Genomic DNA, 26,121 nt, shown 5'->3' on the forward strand with positions numbered 1-26,121 from the left:
CGGCACTGGGCACTGCCAGCGCCGCCGACACATGACGGAGTGCAGTTCAGCGAACGTCGCGCAGTTCCCAGTGCGAGCCAGCCAGGGCCTGCATGCGCTGTTTGAACAGGTCGCCGGGAATGCTTGTCGTTGCAACCAGATCGATGCGCAGGTCGTGCTGCTTGCCGGTGACCGTCGCTGCCGGGTCGGTGATGCCCAGGCTGGGATCCACTTCGTCGGGGTCGGTCTGTAGCTGGCGCCAACGGTCGAACCACGCCGGATCGCGCAAAGCCGCCTGCAATTGCTCGGCAAAGGCCTCGGCGCCATTGGCGGTGAAGCTCACCGAGGGCGCGCTGCCACGGGCGAGCTTGGGATCGGGCAGGCTGATCGAATAGCTGACAGGCATATGCAAGGCTCAGATGGATGACGCCGGGACGGTAGTGCAGCGCAAGTGAGCATCCCGTCGACGGGCGGGCAGGGAGCTCCACACGCGCAGGTGGACGACGCCAGCAGCCAACAGCCAAGTCTCCGTTCGCTGATTCCGCACACAAAAAAGGCGCCTTTCGGCGCCTTTTCTTTGGAACTCCGACGACTTACTTCAAGGCCTTGAAACGCAAACGCTTCGGGCCGGCGTCGTCGCCCATGCGGCGGCGCTTGTCTTCTTCGTACTCGCGGTAGTTGCCCTGGAAGAACTCCACGTGCGAATCGCCTTCGAAGGCCAGGATGTGCGTGGCGATACGGTCCAGGAACCAGCGGTCATGCGAAATCACGAAGGTGTTGCCGGGGAATTCCAGCAACGCATCTTCCAGCGCACGCAGGGTTTCGATGTCCAGGTCGTTGGACGGTTCGTCCAGCAGCAGCACGTTACCGCCCTGCAGTAGGGTCTTGGCCATGTGCAGACGACCGCGCTCACCACCGGACAGCGAACCGACCATCTTCTGCTGGTCCTGGCCCTTGAAGTTGAAGCGGCCGATGTAGGCGCGCGACTGGATTTCGATGCCGTTGATGTTGAGGATGTCCAGGCCGCCGGCGATTTCCTGGAATACGTTGTGGTTGCCCTCCAGTGCGTCGCGGCTCTGGTCCACGTACGACAGCTGCACGGTCGGTCCGACCACGATCTCGCCGGAGTCCGGCTTTTCCTGGCCGGTGATCATCTTGAACAGGGTCGACTTACCGGCACCGTTGGGGCCGATGATGCCGACGATGGCGCCCGGTGGCACGATCATCGACAGGTTGTCGATCAACAGGCGGTCGCCGAACTTCTTGGACACGTTCTTGAACTCCATCACCGCGTTGCCCAGGCGCTCGCCCGGCGGGATGAAGATCTCGTTGGTTTCGTTGCGCTTCTGGTAATCGACCGATTGCAGCTCTTCCAGGCGGGCCAGACGTGCCTTGCCCTTGGTGCGGCCGCCCTTGGCGTTCTGGCGCGACCATTCCAGTTCCTTCTGGATCGCCTTCTGGCGGGACTTTTCCTGGTTGTCTTCCTGCTTGAGGCGCTCGTCCTTCTGGGTCAGCCAGTCGGTGTAGTTGCCTTTCCACGGAATGCCGCGGCCGCGGTCCAGTTCCAGGATCCACTCGGCGGCGTTGTCGAGGAAGTAGCGATCATGGGTCACCGCCACCACGGTGCCGGTGTAGCGCGCCAGGAACTGCTCCAGCCATTCCACCGACTCGGCGTCCAGGTGGTTGGTGGGTTCGTCGAGCAGCAGCATGTCCGGCTTCTGCAGCAGCAGGCGGCACAGCGCCACGCGACGCTTTTCGCCGCCGGAGAGCTTGCCGACGATGGCGTCCCACGGCGGCAGGCGCAGCGCATCGGCCGCCACGTCCAGCTGGTTTTCCAGCGTATGCGCATCGCCGGCGGCCAGGATCGCCTCCAGGCGCTCCTGCTCCTTGGCCAGCGCGTCGAAATCGGCGCCTTCTTCGGCATAGGCCAGATACACCGCATCCAGCGCGGCCTGGGCCTGCAGCACGTCGCCCACGCCTTCTTCCACCGCCTCGCGCACGGTGTGCTCGGGATTGAGTTGCGGTTCCTGCGCCAGGTAGCCGACCTTGATGCCCGGTTGTGGGCGCGCCTCGCCCTCGAAATCGGTGTCCACGCCGGCCATGATCTTCAGTACCGTGGACTTGCCCGCGCCGTTCAGGCCCAGCAGGCCGATCTTGGCGCCCGGAAAGAAGCTCAGCGAGATGTCCTTGATGATCTGCCGCTTGGGCGGGACCACCTTGCTGACGCGGTTCATGGTGTAGATGTATTGCGACATGGGGGCTCCGTGGACGCAGGCAGCCCGCCGGCCGAGGCCGGAGGCAGCGGAAAAGGGGTTGCGCCAATTATACGGGCAAGTGGCTTGAGCCGCGGCAGCACCCTTGCAGCTAAACCGCACCTTACTTTCGACCTGAATAGGCTTTTTCGTAATCGATTCCAGCAAGAATGCGTTAAGGCGGCCCGCCCCTTAATGAAATTACGACACCGCGAACAGGAACTGTCATGAACCGCAAACGCATCGTTACCGTTGTGCTTTCCTCCATCCTGGCGCTCGGTGCCTTCGCACCTGCGGCGTTCGCCGGGGATTGGGACCGCGACCACGATCGCCGCGGCCATGACCGTCACCATGGCCACGATCATCGAAGAGACTGGCGCGACGCCCGCCGTGACGACCGTCGCGAGTGGCGCCAGGACCGCCGCTACTACAGCAACGGCTATCGCGAGGGTTACCGCGACGCCCGCTACCAGGACCGCCGCTACGACCGCAATCGCGTCTACGTCTACGATCGCCCCGCGTACTACCGCGCCGGCCCGCCGCCGCGTCCGTATTGGGCCCGTGGCCAGCGCTACCACGGCCCGGTCTATGTGGTGAACGATTACGACCGCTACGACCTGCGCCGCCCGCCGTACGGCTACCGCTGGCAGCGCGACGACCGCGGCAATCTGCTGTTGGTGGCCATCGCCACCGGCATCATTGCCGACCTGGTGCTCAACAACTAACGCGGCGCGGCTGCCCGTTCGCCCCCGGCCTCGACCGGCAATCGAGCCGGTCATCACGCAAAGGCGCATCTTCGGGTGCGCCTTTGTCATGTGCGCAGTGCGGGGGCGCACGGGCGGCGCCGGCTGCGCGATTGGTCACCCGTGCGGCAGGGGCTTACAATCGGCGACCCTACTGGCAATAGCTGCCCCCGGAGCTTGGAATGTTCTCGCGCGATGTCCGACTGGAAACCTACGACCCCGAACTGGCCAAGGCCATCGCTGCTGAAGCCGGCCGCCAGGAGGATCATGTCGAGCTGATCGCCAGCGAAAACTATTGCAGCCCGCTGGTGATGGAAGCGCAGGGCAGCCAGCTGACCAACAAGTACGCCGAAGGCTATCCGGGCAAGCGCTACTACGGCGGCTGCGAGTTCGTCGACATTGCCGAACAACTGGCGATCGACCGCATCAAGCAGGTGTTCGGCGCCGATTACGCGAACGTCCAGCCGCACAGCGGTTCCCAGGCCAACCAGGCGGTGTATCTGGCGCTGCTGCAGCCGGGCGACACCATCCTGGGCATGAGCCTGGCGCATGGCGGCCACCTGACCCACGGCGCAAAGGTCAACGTCTCCGGCAAGCTGTTCAACGCGGTGCAGTACGGCGTCAACGAGCAGGGCCTGATCGACTACGACGAGGTCCAGCGCCTGGCGACCGAGCACAAGCCGAAGATGGTGGTGGCCGGTTTCTCCGCGTATTCGCAGAAGATCGACTGGGCCCGCTTCCGCGCCATCGCCGACAGCGTCGGCGCCTATCTGTTCGTGGACATGGCGCACATTGCCGGGCTGGTCGCCGCCGGGGTGTACCCCAGCCCGATGGAACATGCGCACGTGGTCACTTCGACCACGCACAAGACACTGCGTGGCCCGCGTGGCGGCATCATCGTCGCCAAGGGTGCCAGCGAAGAGCTGCAGAAAAAGCTGCAGTCGATCGTGTTCCCCGGCATCCAGGGCGGCCCGCTGATGCACGTCATTGCGGCCAAGGCGGTGGCGTTCAAGGAGGCGCTGGAGCCGGCGTTCAAGACCTATCAGCAACAGGTGATCAAGAATGCCCAGGCGATGGCCAATACCCTCATTGCGCGCGGCTACAAGATCGTCTCCGGCGGCACCGAGAACCACCTGATGCTGGTGGACATGATCGGTCGCGATGTCTCCGGCAAGGACGCCGAAGCTGCGCTTGGCAAGGCGCACATCACCGTCAACAAGAATTCGGTCCCCAACGACCCGCGCTCGCCGTTCGTCACTTCCGGTCTGCGCCTGGGCACCCCGGCGATCACCACGCGCGGTTACCAGGAACAGGACAGCATCGACCTGGCCAACTGGATCGCCGACGTGCTCGACGCGCCAACCGACGAAGCCGTGCTGGCGAAGGTGCGCGATGCCGTGACCGCGCAGTGCAAGCGCTATCCGGTGTATGGCTAAGGTGCCGGGATTGGTGATTCGGGATTCGGGATGCGCTAACGGCGCGTCCTTGCTTGTGCTGTTGCCAATCCCCAATCCCCAATCCCAAATCCCGGACGTCTGATGCATTGCCCCTTCTGCCAGCACAACGATACCCGCGTGATCGATTCGCGGGTGTCCGAAGACGGCACGACGATCCGTCGGCGCCGCGAGTGCGAGGCGTGCGGCGAGCGGTTCAGTACGTTGGAGACGATCGAGCTGAAGCTGCCCACCGTGGTCAAGAGCGATGGTGGACGCGAGGCGTTCGATGCACGCAAGCTGCGCACCAGCTTCGACCGCGCGCTGCAGAAGCGGCCGGTGGCCGAAGAGCAGATCGAGGCGGCGGTGCGCGCGGTGGTGCATCAGCTGCGCATGTCCGGCGAGCGCGAAGTGGGTTCGCTGCGGGTAGGCGAATACGTGATGGTGGAGCTGCGCAAGCTCGATCATGTCGGCTATGTGCGCTTTGCCTCGGTGTATCGCAGCTTTCAGGACGTGGCCGACTTCCGCGAGGAAATCGAAAAGCTCGAACGCGAATTGCCGGTCGGCAGCGAACAACTGCCGCTGCTGGAAGCGGCATTGGAACGCGCCGGCAAACCCGGCAAGCGATGAGCGCGATGCGCATCGCCTGCGTTGCGCAAACGCCGCAGTACCTGCCTGCGATTGCGCAAGCGCATCTACAGGCCTTCGGCGCGCTGCTGCCGGAGTGGAGCATCGATGAGGCGCTGAGCGAACTGCGCAGCCATGCGTGCGATGGCGTCATTCCTACGACCTGGGTGGCGCTGGATCAAACGCAGTGGCTGGGCTCGGTGAGCCTGCTCGAAAACGACGACGCACGCATCCGGCAATGGTCGCCGTGGTTGGCGTCGTTGTATGTGCAGCCGCAGGCGCGCGGGCAGGGCATAGGCGAGGCGTTGGTCGCACACTGCGTGCAGGCCGCAGCGCAGCTGGGCGTGCCGCTGCTATACCTGTATTGCCAGCCGGGCTTGGCGCCGTTCTACCAGCGCCTGGGATGGCAGATACATACCGGGTTCCTGCTGGGCCCGATGCAGATCGTGGTGATGCGCATTACGCCGGGAGTGCAACGCAATGCGTGAGGCCACAACGACCGCCAGCGCCGACGACCATCGCTGGATGGCGCAGGCGCTGCGTCTGGCCGAGCGCGGCGCCTACACCACCCGGCCCAATCCGATGGTGGGCTGCGTCATCGTGCGCGACGGCGTCTGCGTGGGCGAGGGCTTTCATCAACGTGCCGGCGGCCCGCATGCCGAAGTCTTCGCGCTGCGTGCAGCGGGTGAGTTGGCGCGCGGCGCCACCGCGTACGTGACGCTGGAGCCATGCGCGCACTATGGGCGTACCCCGCCATGTGCGCTGGCCTTGATCGATGCCGGCGTTGGGCGTGTGGTTGCGGCAATGGCCGACCCGTTTCCGCAGGTCAATGGCGGCGGGTTTGCGCTGCTGCGCGAGGCCGGGATCGAAGTGCTGAGCGGCGTGATGCACGCGCAGGCGCGCACGCTCAACCAGGGATTTCTGTCTCGGGTGGAGCGTGGGCGGCCGTGGCTGCGGGTCAAACTCGGCGCCAGCCTGGACGGACGGACGGCGCTGGCAAGCGGTGAATCCAAATGGATCACCGGAAGTCGCGCGCGTGCCGATGGGCAGCGCTGGCGCGCACGTGCTGGCGCGATCCTGACCGGTGCAGGTACGGTGATGGCCGACGACCCATCCATGACGGTGCGGCTGGGCGAGGACATGCCGGTCGTGCCGCCGCTGCGCGTGGTGCTCGATGCCGGGCTGCGGACGTTGGCGTGCAGGAACATTCGTCAGGGCAGTGCGCCAACGCTGTATCTGCATGGCGAAAATGTGGCCGCACCTTCGCTGGACGATGCGCAGTTCCTTGCGGTGCCGTTGCAAGCTGGACGCTTCGATCTGCCCGCGGTGCTGGCGCTGCTGGCCGAGCGCGGCATCAACGAAGTCCACGTGGAAGCCGGCGCCATGCTGAGCGGTGCGCTGCTGCAGGCCGGACTGGTGGACGAATTGCTGGTCTACATGGCGCCGGTGTTGCTGGGCGACACCGCAAGGCCGCTGGTCGCTGGCCTTGGCATCGAAACGATGGCGCAGCGACATGCACTGCAGCTGCTGGATGTGCGCCAGCTGGGGCAGGATCTGCGTCTGCGCTATGCGCCGGCTGTTGCCGGGTGAGAGCTGCATGGCGCCTGCGATGCTGCGCGGCCGTGCTATTGCGCGCATAAAAAAGGCCCCGCATGCGGGGCCTTGGTGTATCTGCGAAGCGCCGATCAGAAGCTCGCGCGCACGCCGACCTTGTACTGGTTGGCGTTGTCGACGAACTGCGCTTCGGCGACCAGGCCCCAGGTGCGGGTGAAGTTGACCTGGCCACCCAGGGTGCCGACGAACTCACCCTTGTCCACGTCGCTACCGTCGATGTAGCCGGCCTTGATCCAGGCTTCGGTGCGCGGCGAAGGCTTGCCACGCAGGCCCAGGTTGGCGAAGCCCAGGTTGCTCGAGTCCGACGCTTCACCCAGTCTGCGGCCGTTGACGCGCGATTCGACTTTGCCTTTGTTGCGCAGGACAGCGAACTCGGCGTTGAAATCCACGCGCTCGGTCATTTCCTGGCGATAGCCGATACCAGCGTGGGCCTGCTGCACAGTGATTTCTGCAGTGATACCAGCAAACGGGCTGTAATTCTCGGTCGCGCGCTGATAGCCAGCAAAAACGTAAACCGGCTCGGCAATCTGCCAAGAGCCTAGCAGGTAGCCACCGTCGAGATCATCGGCGTCGCTGTTTACACTGATTTCGGTACGGTTCCAGCCGCCTTCGACGTAGTTGTAGCTCAAGCCTTCCGCAGAAGCGGCAAACGGTGCGGCAGCCAGCAGGGCAGCCAGAATCAGGGTGTTACGCATTGGATGTCTCTCTTCGAATTGATGTCCGTGTCTCCACCCCGTTGCGAGGTGGAAAAAAACGACGTCTCCCGTCGCGGCGCGTAAATTAACAGATCCTTCACAATCCTGGCTATGGGGGATTTCCCGACATGACGCAGTGTCCTGCCAGCCTTGGCCCACGCTCGACCATTGCGTCGATGTGCCCTGTTAAACTTTGCGCACCGGTTCGCCGGTACTCACGAACGTCTTCAGGGCGGGGTGCGATTCCCCACCGGCGGTAGGCATGCGCAAGCGTGCGAGCCCGCGAGCGCTTGCACTCCAGGGTTGAGCGGATCAACGCCAAACGCCTGCTGGGCAAGGTCAGCAGATCCGGTCCGATGCCGGAGCCGACGGTATAGTCCGGATGAAAGAAGACGGCCAACGCGCGGCCTTGCGGCTGCGCGCGCGCCTGTTTGCTTTGCCTTGCGGCGTTTTTCGCTCAACTCCTGCGAGAAACGACTAATGTCCATGCACCACCTGCCGCGCTGCGCCGCGGCCTTCCAGCGCTCCGTCACGGCAGCCGTGCTGCTGCAAGCGGGGGCACGCTGATGTTCACCGGCATCATTGAAGGCGTCGGCCAACTGGCCGCACGTCAGCCGCAGGGCGGCGATGTGCGCTTCACCTTCGCCACCGGCACGCTGCCGTTCGAAGCGGTCCAGTTGGGCGAAAGCATCGCGGTCAATGGCGTGTGCCTGACCGTGATCGCGTTCGACGCGGCCAGTTTTCAGGCCGATGCCTCGACCGAGACGCTGTCGCTGACCACCCTGGGCGCGTTGCCAGAGGGCGCACTGCTCAATCTGGAACGCGCGATGCGGCCTACCGACCGGCTTGGCGGGCACCTGGTCAGCGGACATGTGGATGGCCTGGGCCAGGTGCAGTCGGTCCATGACGATGCACGTGCGCAGCGTTGGCGGTTTGCTGCGCCGGCGTCGGTGTTGCGCTATGTGGCCAAGAAGGGCTCGATCTGCGTGGACGGCGTGAGCCTCACCGTCAATGACGTAGACGAAGACGGCTTCGAGGTCGCCTTGATTCCGCATACCGTGGCCCACACCGCGTTTGCGCAGACTGCGGTCGGTGCGGCGGTGAACCTGGAAATCGATCTGGTGGCGCGCTATGTGGAACGCCTGCTCGGCACGCGGGGGGCAGCATGAATTTCGCACCCGTTCCGGAACTGATCGAAGAACTGCGCGCCGGGCGCATGGTGGTCATCGTCGATGACGAAGACCGCGAAAACGAAGGCGATCTGATCATGGCCGCCGAGTTGGTCAAGCCGTCTGACATCAACTTCATGGTCACCCACGCGCGCGGGCTGGTGTGCCTGTCGCTGACCCGCGAGCGCTGCGCGCAGCTGGGTCTGGCGCCGATGGTGCGCAACAACACCGCGCAGTTCCAGACCAACTTCACTGTCAGCATCGAAGCGGCCGAAGGGGTGACCACCGGCATTTCGGCCTACGACCGCGCGCACACCGTGCGTACCGCCGTACGCCCGGATGCCCGGCCCCAGGATCTGAGCCAGCCCGGGCATATCTTCCCGTTGATCTCCCAGCCCGGTGGCGTGCTGACCCGGGCCGGCCACACCGAAGCGGCCAGCGACCTGCCGATGCTGGCCGGGCTGGAACCGGCCGGTGTGCTGGTGGAAGTGCTCAACCCGGACGGCAGCATGGCGCGCCGCCCGCAATTGGAAGTGTTCGCGCGCGAGCATGGCCTGAAGATGGGCTCGATCGCCGACCTGATCGCCTATCGGCTTGCCAATGAGCACACCGTCGAGCGCGTGGACGAGCGGCAGATCACCACCGAATTCGGTCCGTTCAAGCTGGTGACCTACCGCGACCGCATCGCGCACGACCTGCACTTTGCGCTGGTGCGCGGTCGCGCCGATCCGCAGACGCCGACGCTGGTACGCGTGCAGGTGGAAAACCCGCTGGCCGACCTGCTGCACTGGCAGCGCGATGACTTCGGCGTGGCAGCCACCGACGCCTTGCGCGCGATCGCCGCCGAAGGGCAGGGCGTGATGGTGGTGCTGTCGGCGCCACGCGACAGCGAATCGCTGCTGGCACGGCTGCGCCAGCAGCCCGAAGCGGCCGCCAATGCCAAGGACGTGAGTCAGTGGCGGCGCAACGGCGCCGGCGCCCAGATCCTGGCCGACCTCGGCCTGGGCAAGTTGCGCGTGCTGGGCACCCCTCGGCGCCAGGTGGGGTTGGCCGGGTTCGGGCTGGAGGTGGTTGAGTATCTGGAATGCCACCCCGGTGAAGGCGTGCGCTCGGTGCCGCCGTCTGCCGTTCCCTGAGATGGCTGCGAGCTCACTTGGCCGGTCCCGTTGGTCTGGACTGTCAGTTAGCTGACGGCGCGCGGCTGTCAGCTGCGCGCTGCGTGTGGCGGCGCTGAAGTGGCCCGGGGCCGGCTACCGGTTCCAGCCGTGGCCTGCCCCCGGCCGGTTGCGCAGTGGGCCATTTGCCACGCCCTGTGTTGCTGAAACGCATGGCCGGGTCTGCTTTGGCCGACCGGGCCCACACGCGTCGGCCAGGCCTGGGCCCGGCAGCTGTTAAACTTCCCGCCCCCTCGAGTTGCCGACCCGCATGACCCACTACGAAGGCGATCTTCGCCCCACCACCGCGCGCTTTGCGATCATCGCCAGCCGCTGGAATGCCCGCATCACCGACGTGCTGGTTGCCGGCGCGCGCCAGAGCCTGGCCGGCAACGGTATCGGCGAAGACGCCATCGACGTGATCCGCGTGCCGGGCGCCTGGGAGATCCCGATCGCCGCCAATCGCGTGGCGCAGTCCGGCCAGCACGGCGCGATCATCGCGCTGGGCTGCGTGATCCGTGGCGATACCCGCCACTACGAGCACGTGGCCGACCTGTGTGCCGAAGGCCTGATGAGCGTGCAGCTGCAGACCGGCGTGCCGGTGCTCAATGGCGTGCTGGCGGTCGAACGCGTGGAAGATGCCGAAGCCCGTGCCGGCGGCAGCCACGGCAATAAGGGCGAGGAATGCGCGCTTGCAGCGCTGGAACTGGTGAATTTGATGGAGTTGTTGCCATGAGCAAGCCCGGTGGGCATTCGCGCCACGGCCGTCGCGACGGCATCGACCCGGTGCTGCGCTCGCGCGCACGTCGACGCGCCTTGCAGGCGGTCTATGCCTGGCAGATCTCCGGCGGTTTTGCCAAGCAGGTGATCGCCCAGTTCGCGCACGAGCAGGCGCACGAAGTGGCCGATCTGGCGTACTTCGAGAACCTGGTTGAAGGCGTGCTGAGCAACCGCGCCGAGCTGGATACCGCGCTGACGCCGTACCTGGATCGCAGCGTGGAAGAGGTCGATGCGATCGAACGCGCCGTGCTGCGCCTGGCCGCCTACGAATTGCTGTACCGCCAGGATGTGCCGTACCGCGTGGTGATCAACGAAGCGATCGAAACTGCCAAGCGCTTCGGCTCCGAGCACGGCCACACCTACGTCAACGGGGTGCTGGACCGCGCCGCGGTGGAGTGGCGCAAGGTGGAGTCGGGCGCCAGCGGCGCTAGCGGCGCCTGAGGCGCCGCGGGAATGGAGAGTCGGGAATGGGGAATCGTAAGAGCACCATCTCCGATATCTCCTGACGCGCTTTTGCGATTCCCGATTCCCTTCTCCCGATTCTCGCCTACATGCCCGAATTCGATCTAATTGCCCGTCTGCGTGCGCGCATTGCAGCGCGTGCCGATGTGCCGCTGGGCATTGGCGACGATGCGGCGTTGCTGCAGCCGCCGGCCGGTGAACAGTTGGCGATCACTGCCGATACGCTCAATGCAGGCGTGCATTTTCCGCACGAGACGCGCGCTGACGATCTGGGCTGGAAGACCCTGGCGGTCAATCTCTCCGATCTGGCGGCGATGGGCGCGCAACCGCGTTGGTGCACCTTGTCGTTGTCGTTGCCGCACGACGATGCGGCATGGGTGGATGGCTTTGCCGATGGCTTCTTCGCGCTGGCTGATGCACACGACATTGTGCTGGTCGGTGGCGACACCACGCGCGGGCCGTTGTCGTGCGCGGTGACTGCGATCGGCAGCCTGCCGCCGGGCGCCGCGCTGCGGCGCGATGGTGCGCGCGTTGGCGATGACGTGTGGGTGACCGGCGCGCCGGGTGAAGCCGCCGCCGCGTTGGCGTTGTGGCAGGCCGGCCAGTTGGATGTGACCTGCGCGGCGGCCGACCCGTTGCACGAGCGCTGGCGCGGCCGCCTGCTGCGTCCGCAGCCCCGCGTGCAGGCGGGGCTGCGCCTGCGCGGGCTTGCGCATGCCTGCGTGGACATCTCCGACGGGCTGCTGGCCGATCTGGGGCATCTATGCGAACGCAGCGGCGTGGGTGCGCGCCTGGTGCTCGCGGCCTTGCCGGCGATGCCGCGCAGTGCCGGAATCGACGTGGTGCAGTGCCTGGGCTGGCAACTTGGCGGTGGCGACGATTACGAGTTGTGTTTCACCGCCGCGCCGCAGCATCGCGATGCCGTGGCGCAGGCAATGGAATTTGCAACGGTGGCTGCAACGCGCATCGGCCAGATTGTCGCCACGCCCGGCGTGGTGGTACACGACGCCGAGGGCAACCCCTGGCACCCACCGCAGCGCGGCTACCAGCATTTCGTCGGCTGAGGCGTGGGGTTGGAGCGTGCGGTGGATGCGGGCAGTGCCGGTGCGCTGCGCTGAGACGATGCTGCTGCGCTGATCGTTGGGTGCCGTAGTGGAGGCGGCGGTGGCGCCTGCTGCGAAGTTCGGTGGAGCGCATTGGAAACAACGGGTGCTGCCAGCCCTCATCCGCCCTCCGGGCACCTTCTCCCGCGAGCGGGAGAAGGCAGCGAACCAGTTTGCCCGGCCGCTCCCGCTTGCGCAAGCAACGAATCCCGAATCCCGAATCCCGAATCCCGAATCCCGAATCCCGAATCCCGAATCCCGAATCCCGAATCCCGAATCCCGAATCCCGAATCCCGGCCCTTGAGCCATACCGTACCGTCTGGTACGTTCGCCCCGTTCTCCCCCGAACCACGGATGCATCGCAGTTGCCGCTGGGCCATCCCGGCCTGGCCTCGCGTGGGAGACAGCAGCATGAGCAAGCGTTGGATCGGGAGCATCGCCGCACTGGCGTTGCTGTTGGCATCGGCGTCGGCCGTGGCAGGCGCCTTCAGCAAGACCTATGAACGCATTCCCGGCTGGGACGGTGCCCAGATGGGCGCATTGGTGTTGGTGCCGCAAGGGCAGGGCGCCGGGCCGTTTCCGCTGATCGTGATGCCGGCCAGTTGGTCGTTGCCCAATCTGGAATATCTGGGGCGCGCCACCCAACTGGCCAGCGACGGCTACGTGGTGGTCAGCTATACCTCGCGTGGATTCTGGGATTCGGCCGGGCAGATCGATATCGCCGGGCCGGACACGGTGGAAGACGTCAGCGCGGTGATCGACTGGGCGTTGGCGCATACGCCGGCTAACCCGGATGCGATCGGTGCGTCGGGCATTTCGTACGGGGCAGGCATCAGCCTGCTGGCAGCCGAGCGCGACCCGCGGATCAAGGCGGTGGCCGCGCTCAGCGGTTGGGCCGATCTGGAAGCGGCGCTGTATTCCAATCGCACCGTCAGCCAGCAGGGCGTCGGCCTGCTGGTGGGTGCGGGCGCACTCACCGGCCGGGCTGGCCCGGATCTGGCGCAGATCGGCGCACGCGTGGCGCAAGGCGATTACGATGGCGCGGTGCAGGGCTTCCTGCCGCAGGCCGCCTCGCGCAGCCCTGCGACCGATGTGGCAGCGCTCAACGCGCGTGGGACCGCGGTCTTGTTGGGTAATGCCTTCAACGACGGCCTGTTTCCGCCGAACCAGTCCATCGCGTTCTTCAACCAGTTGCGTGGCCCCAAACAACTGCTGCTCAGCCAGGGCGATCACGCCACCGCAGAGCTGCCTGGTGCATTGGGATTGCCGAATGAGATCTATACCGCGACCACGCGCTGGTTCGATCGCCATCTCAAGCAGGTGCGTAATGGCGTAGATGCCGAAGCACCGGTGCGGCTATCGCCACGTGCCGGGCAATGGCTGGACTATCCGGACTGGGCATCGGTGCAACAGGCAACCACGCAGCTGGGTCTGTCCGCACCAGCCGGCTTGCTGAGTCCCACCGGTGGATTGACCGGCGGGACGTCCAGCGGGTGGCAATCGCGCATCGCCACCGACGTGCCGACCGTGGCCGATTCCGGGGTGGTGCTGGTCAGCGGTTTGCTGCAAGGCATCGGCCTGCCGGTGAGCACCTCGATTCCGCTGGTCAACCGCGCCGGTGCCGCCGTGTGGGTCGGCTCGCCATCGACCAGCACCCGGCGCCTGGCCGGTAGCCCGTCGCTACGCGTGACAGTGGTGCCCAGTCAATCGAAGGTGAGTCTGTTCGCGTATCTGTACCGCATGGATGGCTTGGGCGTTGCGCAACTGATCACGCATGCGCCATATTCGTTGCGCAACGCCACGCCGGGGCGCGCAGTCACGCTGGACTGGCCACTGCAGGCGGCGGCAACCGAGATTCCCGCAGGGCAGCGACTGGTGTTGGTGATCGACACCCGCGACGCGCGCTACACCGATGCCAGCGAGGGCGGTGGCACGGTGACATTCACCTCGCCAGTTGCAGCGCCCTCCGTGTTGAACGTGCCGCTTCGGTAGGGCAGCACGCCGTATCTGCATCGTCCCAGATCGTCCGCCGCGAGACTGGCGAACAGCGGCGGGTGGCGTGCCATCCGCCGAACCCGCATCTGCATCGGTCACGTCGCGTTCGCCCAGGCGAACGCGATTTCTGGCTGTGCGCGCGGACACGAGGTCGCTTTCGGGAAAGTACGCACGAAGCCTAGTTCGATGCCGCTGCTGCGGCACACCGCAGGAGACCCGAGATGCCGATCACCCGAACCGGTCTGCCGCATGCTGTGGCGTCAACCAGCCAAACGCAGGAGACGTCGCAGGCTTCGGCGAGTCAAGGAGTCGTCGACTCAAGCACAGTGCCACCCCGGCGTGCCGAGACGTTCGACGGGCTATCTGCGCTGCCGAATGATCTACGACGCGAGATTGCGCAGCGGTGTGGACCGCGCAGCCTCGTGCGCCTGGGCAGCGTCTCGCGGCAGATGGCGGAAGACACCAGGGATGTGCAAGCGTTCCTGACAGCGCGGCCGCGCTATGACCCGAGCTTGGAGTTCGGGGACGTCCATAGTGCAGAAAGCATGCGTGTCGCCCTGGACGAAGTGACGCATTTCCCCTACCCGGACGATGAGGAGCGCAGCGAGCAGATATTGCGCGGATACGGAAGGCTTGCAGCGCGGATTCCATCATTGCCGCAGGCGCAGCGACTTGAGGCGTTTACCGCGGTGTTGAATCACGCCACCCGCCATTCCGGGAATATGGCATTTCGCGTGGTGGCGCGCTTGACGGATGACCTGGGATGCTTGCCCGAGGACCTGCGCGCGCTCGCGTTCCATGCAATCTTGCCCAGTTTGATTGCCACGCGCCGGCAAGCGCTGCAGGCTGCTGCCGGAGCAGCGCACGTTGGCCACATAGGGGCAGTCGCAGAGGCTGATGCAGGGGGCGTGCAAGGTGATGGTGAGCCAGGGCCGCAAGGCGCAGTGGCTCCGGCCCAGGGTGGCGCTGCCGGAGGCATCGGCGGAGCGCTTCCGTTTAATTTGCTGGCATCGGCGATCAGGCATCTGCCCGAGGAGGCAGTCAACCTGGCGATCACCGAGGCTGCTGCACTCCAGACCGGCCCCCGCCTGCTGGCAGAGGTGACCCTACGGCTGCATCTTGTCGGATTGGAGCCGATCCATCGATTCCAGCAAGCGTATGCGCAGCTTGCCGAGCACCTCGCGCGTTCCGGCGATGGAGCCGAAGCCTTGACCCACCTGGTGGCCTTGTTGAACAGACTGCCCGATCCGGGAGTGCGCCAGGCTGCCTTCAGGGAATTGACGCGCGCCGTGCACGCATTGGACAGCACAGAGAGCGGCGCTGCGGTGCTGAGGCGGTTGGCTGGGGCGTTGCCGCACCAGCCTGCCGCGGTGCGTTACCTGTGCAGCCTTGATGTGCTTGCAGCGGCGGCGAGCCTCTTCCCGAGCGAGCAGATACCGGTCATTGCCGCCGTCCGTGCGCAGGCTGTTGCGATCCCGAACCAGGCCGCTGAACTTATCGCCAGATGCGACGACGCGATCGCCACGGCCAGCATGATGCTTGCGACTGTGTCGCGCAGGTATATGGACATGTGAGCACTGATTGATTGAGTGTGGTCTGGTCACGCAGCGGACGCGCGTGCCTGAAGCCCCCCTGTCCGGCGCGACCCTTGAGCAGATGGAACTTCGCAGCGTCGCTGCCATCTGCGTGCCTGCAGCTGGCGCAGCCAGGCAAGCCAACCGTCGGAACGCGCGGCGGGCCATCTGGTTGAGGCGCAGCGCTGGCCCGCGCATTTTATGCGGACTTTACGCAGCGCCGGCGGCAGATCCATAGCGACTTTACGCGGCCCAGGCAGAGACTGCGCAGGTTGGCGGAGCGGTTCCGCCGTGGACGATCCCGATGCATCCCTTGACCTGTCTGCTCCATCGGCGCTGCGCGCACGGTGCGGCAGCGCTTTGCCATGTTGGCACGCACACGCTTCCTACGCCGTTGCACATCGCACTTATCGCGCCGCCGTGCGCGCGTTCGGGGGAGTGACCGACATGCCTGGCTGGTTGTCCCTGTTGTGCGGCGTGGCCGTACTCGTTGCTGCTGCGTATCTGCTGTACGTGGTGCTGCGGCCCGAAGACTTCTGATCCGAGTGCGCCTCAATGACTGAAACTTTTCTTGTGTACGCGCTGGCCATCGTGCTGGCGTGGCCCCTGGGCCGTTATATGGCTGCGGTGATGCGCGGTGCACCGATGCGCGGCGATGCGCTGTTCGGCTGGATCGAACGGCCGTTGTATGCCTTGCTTGGCACGCGTCCGCAGCAGGGCATGTCGTGGCGCGGATACAGCATGGCATTTCTGCTCAGCAACCTTGTCGTTGGCTTGCTGACCTGGGTGGTGTTCATGACCCAGGCATGGCTGCCGTTCAACCCGGATGCCATCCCCAACATGCGGTGGGATACCGCCCTGCACACCATGGTGTCGTTCGTCACCAACACCAATCAGCAGCATTACTCTGGCCAGGCGCAGCTGTCGTATCTGTCGCAGATGACCGGCATCGTCGGCCTGCAGGTGGTGACGCCGATGATGGGCTTGGCATTGGCGGTTGCAACGCTGCGCGCATTGTTCGGTGGGCGTGCCGCCAGACAGGCGTCGATTGCTGCAGCGAATCCGGACACGTCGGCCGTGGCGGAGAGTTCGGAGCCGGAACCGTCGCGTCCGGGGCGCCAGCACAGCGGGTCTGGGTTGGAAGCCCTGCCTGAAGCGGACGTCGGCAATTACTGGGCCGACGTGATTCGCTCCAGCGTGCGCGTGTTGTTGCCGCTGTGCCTGCTGTGGACCGTGCTGCTCGGCTGGCAGGGCGTGCCGTCGACATTACAGGGCGCGGCGACGGCGACGCCATTGGATAGCAGCGCGGGCATGCCCAAGCAGACCATTGCGGTGGGCCCGGTTGCGGCGATGGTGGCGGTGAAACAGCTCGGCACCAATGGCGGTGGCTGGTATGGCCCCAATAGTTCGGTGGCGCTGGAAAACCCAACGCCGTTGAGCAATCTGCTTGAAACGCTCGCGTTGGTCTTGCTGCCGATGAGCGTGGTGTTCATGGTCGGCTACCTGACCGGGCGCAAGCGCCTGACGGCATTGGTGTTCGGCACGATGCTCACGATGTCGGCCGCGTCCACCGCACTATTGCTGTGGTCCGAAGCGCATTCGGCCAGCGCCAACTCGCCAGCGCTGATGGAAGGCAAGGAGGTGCGCATCGGTGCCGATGCCTCGGCATTGTGGGCGGCGTTGACCACGCAGACCTCCAATGGCTCGGTCAATGCGATGCACGATTCGTTGGCGCCGTTGAGTGGCCTGGTCACGCTGGTGGACATGCTGATCAACGCCATCTGGGGCGGTATCGGCTGTGGTCTGCAGCAGTTCGTGGTGTATCTGTTGCTGAGCGTGTTTCTGGCCGGTTTGATGACCGGGCGCACGCCGGAGTTGTTCGGCCGCAAGATCGAATCGCGCGAAGTGCAGTTGCTGGCGCTGTTGATCCTGCTGCAGCCGCTGGTGGTGCTGGGCTTTACCGCAGTGGCGCTGGCTGTCCCGGCACTGACTGCCAATTCCAACCCCGGCTTCCATGGCATCAGCCAGGTGTTCTACGAGTACACCTCTGCATTCGCCAACAACGGTTCGGGTTTCGAAGGCCTGGGCGATGCCACGTACTGGTGGAACCTGAGCTGTTCGGCGGTGCTGGCGCTGGGACGGTATCCGGCGTTGATCCTGCCGCTGATGGTGGCCGCCCGCATGGCAGTCAAGCGGCGTGCGCCGGAATCGGCCGGCAGCCTGCAGGTCGAAACGCCCACCTTTGCGCTGACCCTGATGGCGATCGTGATCGTGCTGACCGTGCTGCAGTTCATGCCGGCACTGGTGCTGGGTCCTATCGCTGAACACCTCGCCCTGGCGGCGTCCTGAGAGTTTTGAGCAATGTCTACGATCGATACGACTGAAAAACGCGAGCGCGGTGACGCAGCGTTGTTCGATGCCGCCGTGCTGGTTGCGGCGATGCGTGCGGCGTTCGCCAAGTTGGCGCCGCGGCATCTGCTGCGCAGCCCGGTGATGGCGGTGGTGATGGGCGGTACCTTGCTGGCGGCGGTGATCACCGCCAGCGGGCATTCGCATGCCGGCTTCGGCTGGGCGGTGACGGCGATCCTGTTCGTCACCGTGCTGTTCGGCAATTTTGCCGAAGCCATCGCCGAAGCGCGCGGTCGCGGCCAGGCTGCATCGCTGCGGCGTGCGCGCAAGGACCTGGTGGCACGCAGGGTGGAAACCGCACTCGGTGGCCGCGAAACGCGTGTGCCGGCAGCGGAGTTGCGTCCGGGCGATTACGTGATGGTATCCGAAGGCGAGTTCGTGCCGGCCGATGGCGAGATCGTGCGCGGTGTGGCCACCATCAACGAAGCGGCGGTCACCGGCGAATCGGCACCGGTACTGCGCGAGGCCGGCACCGATCGCAGCGGCGTGATCGGTGGCACGCGCGTGCTCTCCGACGAGATCGTGTTCAAGGTCACCGCCGAGCCGGGGCACAGCTTCCTCGATCGCATGATCGCGTTGGTGGAAGGTGCCAACCGGCAAAAGACACCGAACGAAATCGCGCTGACCTTGTTGCTGGCCGCGATGACGCTGACGTTCTTGATCGTGGTGGCATCGTTGCCGGCGATCGCGGGCTTTGTCGGCGTCACGCTGGATCCGCTGCTGCTGATCGCATTGCTGGTGTGCCTGATCCCGACCACCATCGGCGGGCTGTTGCCGGCGATCGGTATCGCCGGCATGAACCGCGCGCTGTCGGCCAATGTGCTGGCCAAATCGGGCAAGGCCGTGGAAGTGGCCGGCGACGTGGATGTGCTGCTGCTCGACAAGACCGGCACCATCACCTACGGCGACCGCCAGGCCACCACATTCCATCCGCTGGCCGGCGTCGACCGTGCACAACTGCGCGATGCGGCCATGCTCGCCTCGCTGGCCGACCCCACACCGGAAGGCAAGTCCATCGTCAAGCTGGCGCGTCAGCAAGGTGCGGTCGCAGTGGAAGCCGAGGGTGGGCATTTCATCGCGTTCACCGCGCAGACGCGCATGTCCGGCGTGGATATCGGTGGGCGCAGCATCCGCAAGGGCGCCGGCGATGCGATCGTGGCGTATGTGCAGGCGCAGGGCGCGACGGTCTCGCCGGAATTGCAGGGCCGCATCGAGGACGTCGCACGTGGCGGTGCCACGCCGTTGGTGGTGGCCGAAGGCCGTCATGTGCTCGGTGTGGTCGAGTTGAGCGACGTGGTCAAGCAGGGCATCAAGGAAAAATTCGCGCAGTTGCGTGCGATGGGCATCAAGACCGTGATGATCACCGGCGACAACCCGCTCACCGCGGCGGCGATCGCTGCCGAAGCCGGCGTGGACGACTACATCGCCCAGGCACGCCCGGAAGACAAGCTGGCACGCATCCGTGCCGAACAGACGGGCGGACGGCTGGTGGCGATGGTCGGCGACGGCACCAACGACGCCCCGGCGCTCGCGCAGGCCGATGTGGGCCTGGCAATGAACTCCGGCACCCAGGCGGCCAAGGAAGCCGGCAACATGGTGGATCTGGATTCGGATCCGGCCAAGTTGCTGGCGGTGGTGGAAGTGGGCAAGCAGCAGCTGATCACGCGTGGCGCGTTGACCACCTTCTCGCTGGCCAACGACGTTTCCAAGTACTTCGCGATCCTGCCGGCGCTGTTTGCAGCCGCCATCCCGTCGATGGCAGCGCTCAACGTGATGCAGCTCTCCAGCCCGCGTCATGCGGTGCTGGCGGCCTTGATCTTCAATGCGTTGATCATTCCGGCATTGATTCCGCTGGCGTTGCGCGGGGTACGTTTTCGTCCTTCCAGCGCCACCGCGCTGCTGCGCCGGAACATGCTGATTTACGGCGTGGGCGGCGTGTTGCTGCCGTTCGCGGCGATCAAAGTGATCGATCTGGCGCTGGTTGCCGTCCTCGGTGCCTGAGCCACGCGTGATGCCCCTTTCTTCTTCCGGAAACATGTCCATGTCTTCTTCCTTGCCATTACGCGACGGCGGCATTCTGCGCGGTTCGCTGATGCTCGCGGTGTTCATCTTGTTCGGGTTGGGCCTGGCCTACTCGCTGATCGCCACCGGCATCACCGGTGCGCTGTTCTCCGAGCAGGCCACCGGTTCGCTGGTGCGCGTCGATGCGCGCGTGGTTGGTTCGGCCTTGGTGGCCCAGCCGTTCACCGATGCGCGCTATTTCCAGCCGCGTCCGTCGGCCGCCAAGTACGACCTCACCGCCGCGGCCGGCAGCAACCAGGCCCGCTCCAATCCCGATTTGCTGGCCCGTATCGCGACCACGCGTGCACAAGTGGCCGCACGCGACGGCATCGCCCCTGAAGCCGTACCGGGCGAGCTGCTGACCCAATCCGGCAGCGGCCTGGACCCGCACCTGAGCCCGGCCGGCGCCCAGGTACAGATCCGCCGGGTGGCCGCCGCACGCGGCTGGCCCGAGCAACGCGTTGCCGCCCTGGTGCAGGCGGCGACCGAAGCGCCCCAGTTCGGGCTGCTTGGGCAGCCGCGGGTGAATGTGTTGGCTTTGAACCTCGCGTTGGATGAGGCCGGGGGCCGGAACCCGGGACCGGGGACCCGGGAAATGCCGAAGCAGTAACTGCAGGATTACGCATTTGCTTGTTGCCAAGCGTGCTACCTGCCAACGCAGTCATCATGCAGCATTGCGCGGTAGGCTCTTCCGGGGCCCGGGTCCCGGGTCCCGGGCCCCGCTTCGCCCACTCCCAATCCCCGACTGTCCATTCCCGCATGTCCGATGCCCGCACCCAGCAAGCCGACGCCCTGATCGGCGAATTACAGCGCGAACATGGTGGGCGGCTGACGGTGTTCCTGGGCGCCGCGCCCGGAGTCGGCAAGACTTACGCCATGTTGTCGCGGGCGCGCGAGCGCCTGCGCCAGGGCATGGATGTGGTGGCCGGCGTGGTGGAGACGCACGGGCGCAGCGAAACCGCGGCGCTGCTGGAAGGCGTGCCGCTGCTGCCGCGCGCCCGGGTCAGTTACCAGGGCCGCATGCTGGAAGAACTGGATCTGGATGCACTGCTGGCACGCAAACCGCGGCTGGCCCTGATCGACGAGCTGGCGCACCGCAACGTGCCCGGCAGCCGCCATGAGCGGCGCTGGCAAGACATCGTGGAGTTGCTCGATGCCGGCATCGACGTCTACACCACGGTCAACATCCAGCACCTGGAAAGCCTCAACGACATCGTGCTGCGCATCACCGGCGTGCGCGTGTCCGAGACCGTGCCCGATGCCGTGTTCGACCGCCTGCGCGACATCGTGCTGGTGGACCTGCCGCCACGCGAACTGATCGAGCGCCTGCAGCAGGGCAAGGTGTATCTGCCCGAGCAGGCCACGCAGGCGTTGCAGGCGTTTTTCTCGCCTTCCAACCTCACCGCGTTGCGCGAGCTGGCGATGCAGACCGCTGCCGACCGCGTCGACAGCGATCTGCGCGATACCCAGGCCGCGCGCGGCTTGCCTGGCACCGCTGCGTTGCGACGCCGCGTGGTGGTGGCCATCGATGGCCGTGGCAGCTCGGATTATCTGGTGCGCGTGGCGCGGCGCCTGTCGGAGCGGCGCGATGCACCGTGGACGGTGGTCACCGTCCAGACCCGCACCGTGACCGATGCGGCCTGGCAGCTGGAAATCGATCGCGCATTCGCGCTCGCCCATCGTCTCGGTGGCGACAGCGCGCTGCTGCACGGCACCAACGTGGCCGATGCCTTGCTGGATTTCGCTTCGCAAAACGGCATTTCCACCCTGGTGCTGGGGCGCACCCGCGAGCGCCCGCTGGCGCGCATGTTCAACCGCACGTTGACCCAGCAATTGCTGCAACGTGGCGCGCATTACGAATTGGTCATCGTCAGCTCCGCCGATGCGCGCGCACGTGCGCGCCAGCGCTGGCGTAACCCGCGCCAATGGCTGCAGCGTTACGACATGGCGTTCGCTGCGATCGCGGCAGCCAGTGCGGTGGGGGTGGCGTGGTTGCTGCAACGCTGGACCGATATCGACGACCTGTCGATGGTGTTCATTGTCGCGGTGGTGCTGGTGGCCTCGCGCACACGCATGGCTGCGGCGGTGGTTGCCGCATTGCTGAGTTTTGTCGCCTACAACTTCTTCTTCATCGAACCGCGTTTCACCTTGCAGATCAGCGCGCGCCAGGGCGTGGTGACGGTGTGCATGTTCCTGATCGCCGCGTTGGTCGCCGGCCGGCTGGCCTCGCGCCTGCGCAGCCAGGTACTGGCCTTGCGCGCGGCCAATGCGCATGCCAACGCCTTGCAGGCGCTGGGCCGCCAGCTCAGCACCGCGGCCGATCTGGGTCAGGTGCTAGAAGCCGGCCGTCGCGCGCTGACCACTGCGCTGGATGCCGACGTCTGGCTACGCCTGGAGCAGCGCGAAAGCGACGCACCCGCCAGCTTCGGTGCGCTCGATCGCAGCGCCGCAGACTGGACCCAGCGCCACGGCCAACCGGCCGGCCGCTTCACCGATACCCTGGCCGGCGCGCAATGGTGGTGCCTGCCGGTGCGCCACGAGCGCGGCACGCTGGGTGTGGCCGCGCTGCGCTTTCGGCAGACCCTGCAACGGCCCGGCCTGGAACAACGCCGCCTGGCCGAAGCGATGGTGGAAGACATCGGCCAGGCCGCGCTGCGCACGCGTCTGGTCGCCGATTTGGAAGGCGCACGCGTCAGCGGCGAAACCGAGCGCCTGCGTTCTGCCTTGCTCTCGTCGGTCTCGCACGATCTGCGCTCGCCGCTGGCCTCGATGATCGGCTCGGCCAGCAGCCTGGCCAGCTACGGCGATGCGATGGACGCGCACGACCGCCACAGCCTGCTCGACACCATCCAGCTCGAAGGCGAGCGACTGGATCGCTACATCCAGAACCTGCTCGACATGACCCGGCTCGGCCACACCGGCCTGACCTTGAATCGCGACTGGATCGGCGTCGATGAATTGATCGGCTCGGCCACCCGCCGCCTGCAGCGCTACCAGCCGGAGGTGCGCCTGCAACTGGACCTGGCCGCCGACCTGCCGGCGATCTGGGTGCACCCGGCGCTGGTGGAACAGGCCATCTTCAACGTGCTGGAAAATGCGGCGAAATTTTCGCCAGCCGGCGTGCCGGTGACCGTGCACGCGCAGCTGCGCGCCGGCGCGCTGCAGATCGACATCGGCGACCAGGGGCCGGGCATTCCCGAAGACGAGCGCGCGCGAATCTTCGACATGTTCTACAGCGTGGAGCGCGGTGACCGCGGGCGCAACGGCACCGGTTTGGGTCTTGCCATCTGCCAGGGCATGATCGGCGCGCACGGGGGCAGCGTGGAGGCATTGGCAGGCGCGCATGGTCACGGCACCACAATCCGCATTACGCTGCCGTTGCTCGTTCCCGCCGCGCCACCTCGCCCCGATGCCGACTGACCTCACCGCCATCCCGCCCGCCCGCGTGCTGATCGTCGACGACGAGCCGCAGATCCGTCGTTTTCTCGACATCAGCCTGCGTGCGCAGGGCTATCGCGTGCTGCAGGCCGGCACCGGCGAAGAAGGCCTGGCCTTGCTGGCCGGGCAGGGTGCCGAATTGGTGGTGCTGGACATCGGCCTGCCCGATCGCGATGGGCATGAAGTCCTGCGCGAGATCCGCCAGTGGTCCAACGTGCCAGTGATCATGCTCACGGTGCGCGCCGGCGAAACCGAAAAGGTCGCCGCGCTCGATGCCGGCGCCAACGACTACGTCACCAAGCCCTTCGGCGTGCAGGAATTGATGGCCCGCATCCGCTCGTTGCTGCGCCAGGCCGGCGCCGGCAGCACGGTGGAAGAAAGCGTGTTCGACGACGGCCGGCTGCATATCCATCTGGGCCTGCGCGAGGTCACCCTGCACGGCGAGGCCGTGCCGCTGAGCCGCAAGGAATACGCCTTGCTCGCACTGCTGCTCAAACACGCCGGCCGCGTGGTCACCCAGCCGCAGTTGCTGCGCGAGGTGTGGGGCCCCACCCACGAAGAAGACACCCACTACCTGCGCATCCTGGTCGGCAAACTGCGCCAGAAACTGCAGGACGACGCCGCCGACCCGCACTACATCGTCACCGAGCCGGGCGTGGGGCTGCGGTTTATCGGGGGCACGCGGTGAGTCCTGCGCGTCGCTAGGCGGGCGGCAACACCTTCCCCGGATTCAAGATGCCATCCGGATCCAGTGCGGCCTTGATCGCGCGCATGGCCGCCAGCGTGGCTGGATTGAACGCCTGGCTCATGAAATCGCGCTTGGCCACGCCGATGCCGTGTTCGCCGGAGAGCGTGCCCTCCAGCGCCAGCACCAGCGTAAACAGCCGTGGCAGGGCGGCGTGTGCGCGGGCATCTTCGTCGGCATCGGCCGGGTCGTACATGATGTTGACGTGCAGGTTGCCGTTGCCGGCATGGCCGAAGGCGACGATGGGCAGCGCGAATTCCGCAGCGAGTGCTTCCACGCCGGCGACGAGTTCGGGAATGCGCGACACCGGCACCACCACGTCCTCATTGATCTTGCCCGGCTTGATGGTGCGCAAGGCCGGCGACAAGGCACGCCGTGCGGCCCACAACCTGTCGCGCGCGCTGCCATCGGCGGCCACGTCCAGGCCCAGTACGCCCTGGCCATCGGCCGCCTCGTGCAGGGCTTGCAGCGCGTAGGGCAAGGTGTCGTGATCGCCGTCGGCTTCGATCAACAGCATGGCGCCGGCGTCGGGTACGTCGCTGCCATTGCGGCGTAGCAGCGCAATCGCGCTGGCATCCATGAATTCCAGCATGGTCGGCGTGGTCGGTTGCGCCATCAGCCGCGACACTGCGGCTGCGGCGCTGGAGGCATCGCGATACAGCGCGCGCAGGCCGGCTTGCGCGATTGCGCGCGGGGTCAGCTTCAAGGTCGCCTCGACGATGATCGCCAGGGTGCCCTCGCTGCCCACCAGCAAGTGGGTGAGGTCGTAACCGGTGGAATTCTTGGTATACGCACCGCCGCAGCGGATCACCTCGCCGGTGCCGGTCACCGCCACCAGGCCGAGCACGTTGTCGCGGGTGGCGCCGTATTTCACCGCGCGCGGGCCGCCGGCGTTGGTGGATAGATTGCCGCCGACGCTGCAGATCTCCGCGCTGGACGGATCCGGCGGCCAGAACAATCCGTGCGCCTGCAGCGCCTGCTGCAGGTCGCCATTGAGCACGCCCGGTTGCACCACCGCGCAGCGGTCTTGCGGACGCAGTGCCAGGATCTGGTTCATGCGCGCCATCGACACCACCACGCCGCCGGAAAACGGCACCGCCGCGCCGGTGGTGCCGGTGCCGGCGCCGCGCGCCACGATCGGCACGCCGTGCGCACGGCACGCCTGCACGATCGCCACCACCTCATCGGTGTCGCGCGGCAACGCCACTGCGGCAGGCAATGCCCAGCGGCGCGAATCGTCTTCGCCATAGCGGCGGCGTGCATCGTCGCCGGTCAACCAGCCATCGGTACCCAGGCGCGTGGCCAACACCTCGGCAAGTGCGGTGGGAAGTACATCGGTCATGACTTGCGATCCTGTGGTGCCGCGCGCTGGATGCATTTCCACCCCAGCACGGCGACGGTGAGCGGCAGCCAGATCCAGCGCAGCTCGGAGAGCAGCGTGCTCAGGCCACGCGCATTGAAGAAGCCGGTGGCAAATGGCGACACCCGGATCGGCCGCCATGGTGCGAACCAGCGCGTCTGGCTCCACGGCCAGCCCAGTGCCACGCCCAGGCCGCCGGAAGTCATCGCATCCAGCAGCGGGTGCGAGGCGGCACAGACGAACAAAAACACAGACGCCTGCACGGCATCCGCGCGCAACAGGCGATGTGACGCAACGCCGAGCAACCCCACGATTGCGGCGAACAACAGCGAGTGGCTGGCACCGCGATGGCCAAACGCATCGGCGTAGGGAATGTGCAGCGCGAACGCCAGCACATCGGCATCGGGCAGCATCGCCGCCGCCACGCCGGCCGCGAGCAGGCGTGGCGAGATGCGGCCGCGTTCACTGGCGCACCACAGCGCCAATGGCACGGCTGCGTGGGTCATGACGGTTGGCATAAAAACGTTG

Annotated in this window: 23 protein-coding genes and 1 riboswitch; of the genes, 18 read left to right on the forward strand and 5 right to left on the reverse strand. The window is 66.2% G+C overall.

Annotated features, from left to right (window positions below; translation table 11 throughout):
- Positions 1–46 precede the first annotated feature (46 nt).
- A complete protein-coding gene (locus J7396_RS15180) occupies positions 47–385 on the reverse strand; it encodes a hypothetical protein (RefSeq protein WP_008576771.1) in 339 nt (112 codons plus the stop codon).
- A 187-nt stretch (positions 386–572) separates the two neighbouring features.
- On the reverse strand, positions 573–2,234 hold the full coding sequence (ettA, locus tag J7396_RS15185) for an energy-dependent translational throttle protein EttA (RefSeq protein WP_005910999.1): 1,662 nt from the start codon (positions 2,232–2,234) through the stop codon (positions 573–575).
- Positions 2,235–2,458: 224 nt separating this feature from the next.
- Here ettA and J7396_RS15190 point away from each other — a divergent pair, with 224 nt between their 5' ends.
- The 5 genes from J7396_RS15190 to ribD all read left to right on the forward strand — a co-directional run bounded on the left by J7396_RS15190 (position 2,459) and on the right by ribD (position 6,624).
- The gene (locus tag J7396_RS15190; protein ID WP_008576772.1) at positions 2,459–2,956 is read left to right on the forward strand and encodes an RcnB family protein; all 498 of its coding nucleotides are present in this window, start codon (positions 2,459–2,461) and stop codon (positions 2,954–2,956) included.
- Positions 2,957–3,156: 200 nt separating this feature from the next.
- Positions 3,157–4,410: a serine hydroxymethyltransferase gene (gene glyA / locus J7396_RS15195; protein ID WP_008576774.1), complete on the forward strand. Its 1,254-nt coding sequence runs from the start codon at positions 3,157–3,159 to the stop codon at positions 4,408–4,410.
- A gap of 102 nt (positions 4,411–4,512) precedes the next feature.
- Entirely contained in the window at positions 4,513–5,037 is a 525-nt protein-coding gene (nrdR, locus tag J7396_RS15200; protein WP_003490311.1) for a transcriptional regulator NrdR, read from the forward strand.
- Positions 5,034–5,522 carry a GNAT family N-acetyltransferase gene (locus tag J7396_RS15205; protein ID WP_008576777.1) on the forward strand — a complete coding sequence of 163 codons (489 nt, stop codon included), beginning with the start codon at positions 5,034–5,036 and terminating at the stop codon, positions 5,520–5,522. Before nrdR ends, J7396_RS15205 begins: the two co-directional genes overlap by 4 nt.
- Positions 5,515–6,624 (forward strand): bifunctional diaminohydroxyphosphoribosylaminopyrimidine deaminase/5-amino-6-(5-phosphoribosylamino)uracil reductase RibD, encoded by a 1,110-nt coding sequence (ribD, locus tag J7396_RS15210; protein WP_209261684.1) that lies wholly within the window; start codon positions 5,515–5,517, stop codon positions 6,622–6,624. The genes J7396_RS15205 and ribD overlap by 8 nt, the downstream gene beginning before the upstream one ends.
- A gap of 95 nt (positions 6,625–6,719) precedes the next feature.
- On the opposite strand, the gene J7396_RS15215 is transcribed toward ribD, so the two are convergent.
- Positions 6,720–7,343, reverse strand: coding sequence for a hypothetical protein (locus J7396_RS15215; RefSeq protein ID WP_109291960.1), 624 nt, complete (start codon positions 7,341–7,343; stop codon positions 6,720–6,722).
- 219 nt (positions 7,344–7,562) lie between these two features.
- A riboswitch (FMN riboswitch) is annotated at positions 7,563–7,741 on the forward strand.
- 168 nt (positions 7,742–7,909) lie between these two features.
- Here J7396_RS15215 and J7396_RS15220 point away from each other — a divergent pair.
- The 13 genes from J7396_RS15220 (at position 7,910) to J7396_RS15280 (ending at position 24,176) form a co-directional block, all read left to right on the forward strand.
- Positions 7,910–8,512 carry a riboflavin synthase gene (locus tag J7396_RS15220; RefSeq protein ID WP_005920959.1) on the forward strand — a complete coding sequence of 201 codons (603 nt, stop codon included), beginning with the start codon at positions 7,910–7,912 and terminating at the stop codon, positions 8,510–8,512.
- Complete coding sequence (gene ribB / locus J7396_RS15225; protein WP_011346403.1) at positions 8,509–9,648, forward strand: 3,4-dihydroxy-2-butanone-4-phosphate synthase; 1,140 nt, start codon at positions 8,509–8,511, stop codon at positions 9,646–9,648. The genes J7396_RS15220 and ribB overlap by 4 nt, the downstream gene beginning before the upstream one ends.
- 289 nt (positions 9,649–9,937) lie before the next feature.
- Positions 9,938–10,402 (forward strand): 6,7-dimethyl-8-ribityllumazine synthase, encoded by a 465-nt coding sequence (gene ribH, locus J7396_RS15230; RefSeq protein WP_003490334.1) that lies wholly within the window; start codon positions 9,938–9,940, stop codon positions 10,400–10,402.
- Positions 10,399–10,887, forward strand: coding sequence for a transcription antitermination factor NusB (nusB, locus tag J7396_RS15235; RefSeq protein ID WP_005910971.1), 489 nt, complete (start codon positions 10,399–10,401; stop codon positions 10,885–10,887). Before ribH ends, nusB begins: the two co-directional genes overlap by 4 nt.
- Positions 10,888–10,997: 110 nt before the next feature.
- Positions 10,998–11,972 (forward strand): thiamine-phosphate kinase, encoded by a 975-nt coding sequence (gene thiL, locus J7396_RS15240; protein ID WP_008576787.1) that lies wholly within the window; start codon positions 10,998–11,000, stop codon positions 11,970–11,972.
- A gap of 450 nt (positions 11,973–12,422) precedes the next feature.
- Positions 12,423–14,003: a CocE/NonD family hydrolase gene (locus J7396_RS15245; RefSeq protein ID WP_209261685.1), complete on the forward strand. Its 1,581-nt coding sequence runs from the start codon at positions 12,423–12,425 to the stop codon at positions 14,001–14,003.
- A gap of 224 nt (positions 14,004–14,227) precedes the next feature.
- A complete protein-coding gene (gene xopI / locus J7396_RS15250; protein WP_209261686.1) occupies positions 14,228–15,580 on the forward strand; it encodes a type III secretion system effector F-box protein XopI in 1,353 nt (450 codons plus the stop codon).
- A gap of 447 nt (positions 15,581–16,027) precedes the next feature.
- Positions 16,028–16,120 carry a potassium-transporting ATPase subunit F gene (locus J7396_RS15255; RefSeq protein ID WP_005910961.1) on the forward strand — a complete coding sequence of 31 codons (93 nt, stop codon included), beginning with the start codon at positions 16,028–16,030 and terminating at the stop codon, positions 16,118–16,120.
- A 15-nt stretch (positions 16,121–16,135) separates the two neighbouring features.
- Positions 16,136–17,929, forward strand: coding sequence for a potassium-transporting ATPase subunit KdpA (kdpA, locus tag J7396_RS15260; RefSeq protein WP_209261687.1), 1,794 nt, complete (start codon positions 16,136–16,138; stop codon positions 17,927–17,929).
- A gap of 12 nt (positions 17,930–17,941) precedes the next feature.
- Positions 17,942–19,990 carry a potassium-transporting ATPase subunit KdpB gene (kdpB, locus tag J7396_RS15265; RefSeq protein WP_057682279.1) on the forward strand — a complete coding sequence of 683 codons (2,049 nt, stop codon included), beginning with the start codon at positions 17,942–17,944 and terminating at the stop codon, positions 19,988–19,990.
- A 40-nt stretch (positions 19,991–20,030) separates the two neighbouring features.
- A complete protein-coding gene (kdpC, locus tag J7396_RS15270; RefSeq protein WP_014089384.1) occupies positions 20,031–20,660 on the forward strand; it encodes a potassium-transporting ATPase subunit KdpC in 630 nt (209 codons plus the stop codon).
- 149 nt (positions 20,661–20,809) lie between these two features.
- Positions 20,810–23,470 carry a sensor histidine kinase KdpD gene (locus J7396_RS15275; RefSeq protein ID WP_011346410.1) on the forward strand — a complete coding sequence of 887 codons (2,661 nt, stop codon included), beginning with the start codon at positions 20,810–20,812 and terminating at the stop codon, positions 23,468–23,470.
- Positions 23,460–24,176, forward strand: coding sequence for a response regulator transcription factor (locus tag J7396_RS15280; protein WP_014089386.1), 717 nt, complete (start codon positions 23,460–23,462; stop codon positions 24,174–24,176). The genes J7396_RS15275 and J7396_RS15280 overlap by 11 nt, the downstream gene beginning before the upstream one ends.
- Positions 24,177–24,189: 13 nt before the next feature.
- On the opposite strand, the gene J7396_RS15285 is transcribed toward J7396_RS15280, so the two are convergent.
- Together J7396_RS15285 and J7396_RS15290 are read right to left on the reverse strand one after the other, a co-directional pair.
- On the reverse strand, positions 24,190–25,575 hold the full coding sequence (locus J7396_RS15285; RefSeq protein ID WP_014089387.1) for an FAD-linked oxidase C-terminal domain-containing protein: 1,386 nt from the start codon (positions 25,573–25,575) through the stop codon (positions 24,190–24,192).
- Positions 25,572–26,111 (reverse strand): metal-dependent hydrolase, encoded by a 540-nt coding sequence (locus J7396_RS15290; RefSeq protein ID WP_041469435.1) that lies wholly within the window; start codon positions 26,109–26,111, stop codon positions 25,572–25,574. Before J7396_RS15290 ends, J7396_RS15285 begins: the two co-directional genes overlap by 4 nt.
- Between the last annotated feature and the right edge of the window lie 10 nt (positions 26,112–26,121).

The organism is Xanthomonas sp. A1809 (assembly GCF_017746015.1).
GTDB classification, from domain to species: Bacteria; Pseudomonadota; Gammaproteobacteria; order Xanthomonadales; family Xanthomonadaceae; genus Xanthomonas; species Xanthomonas euvesicatoria.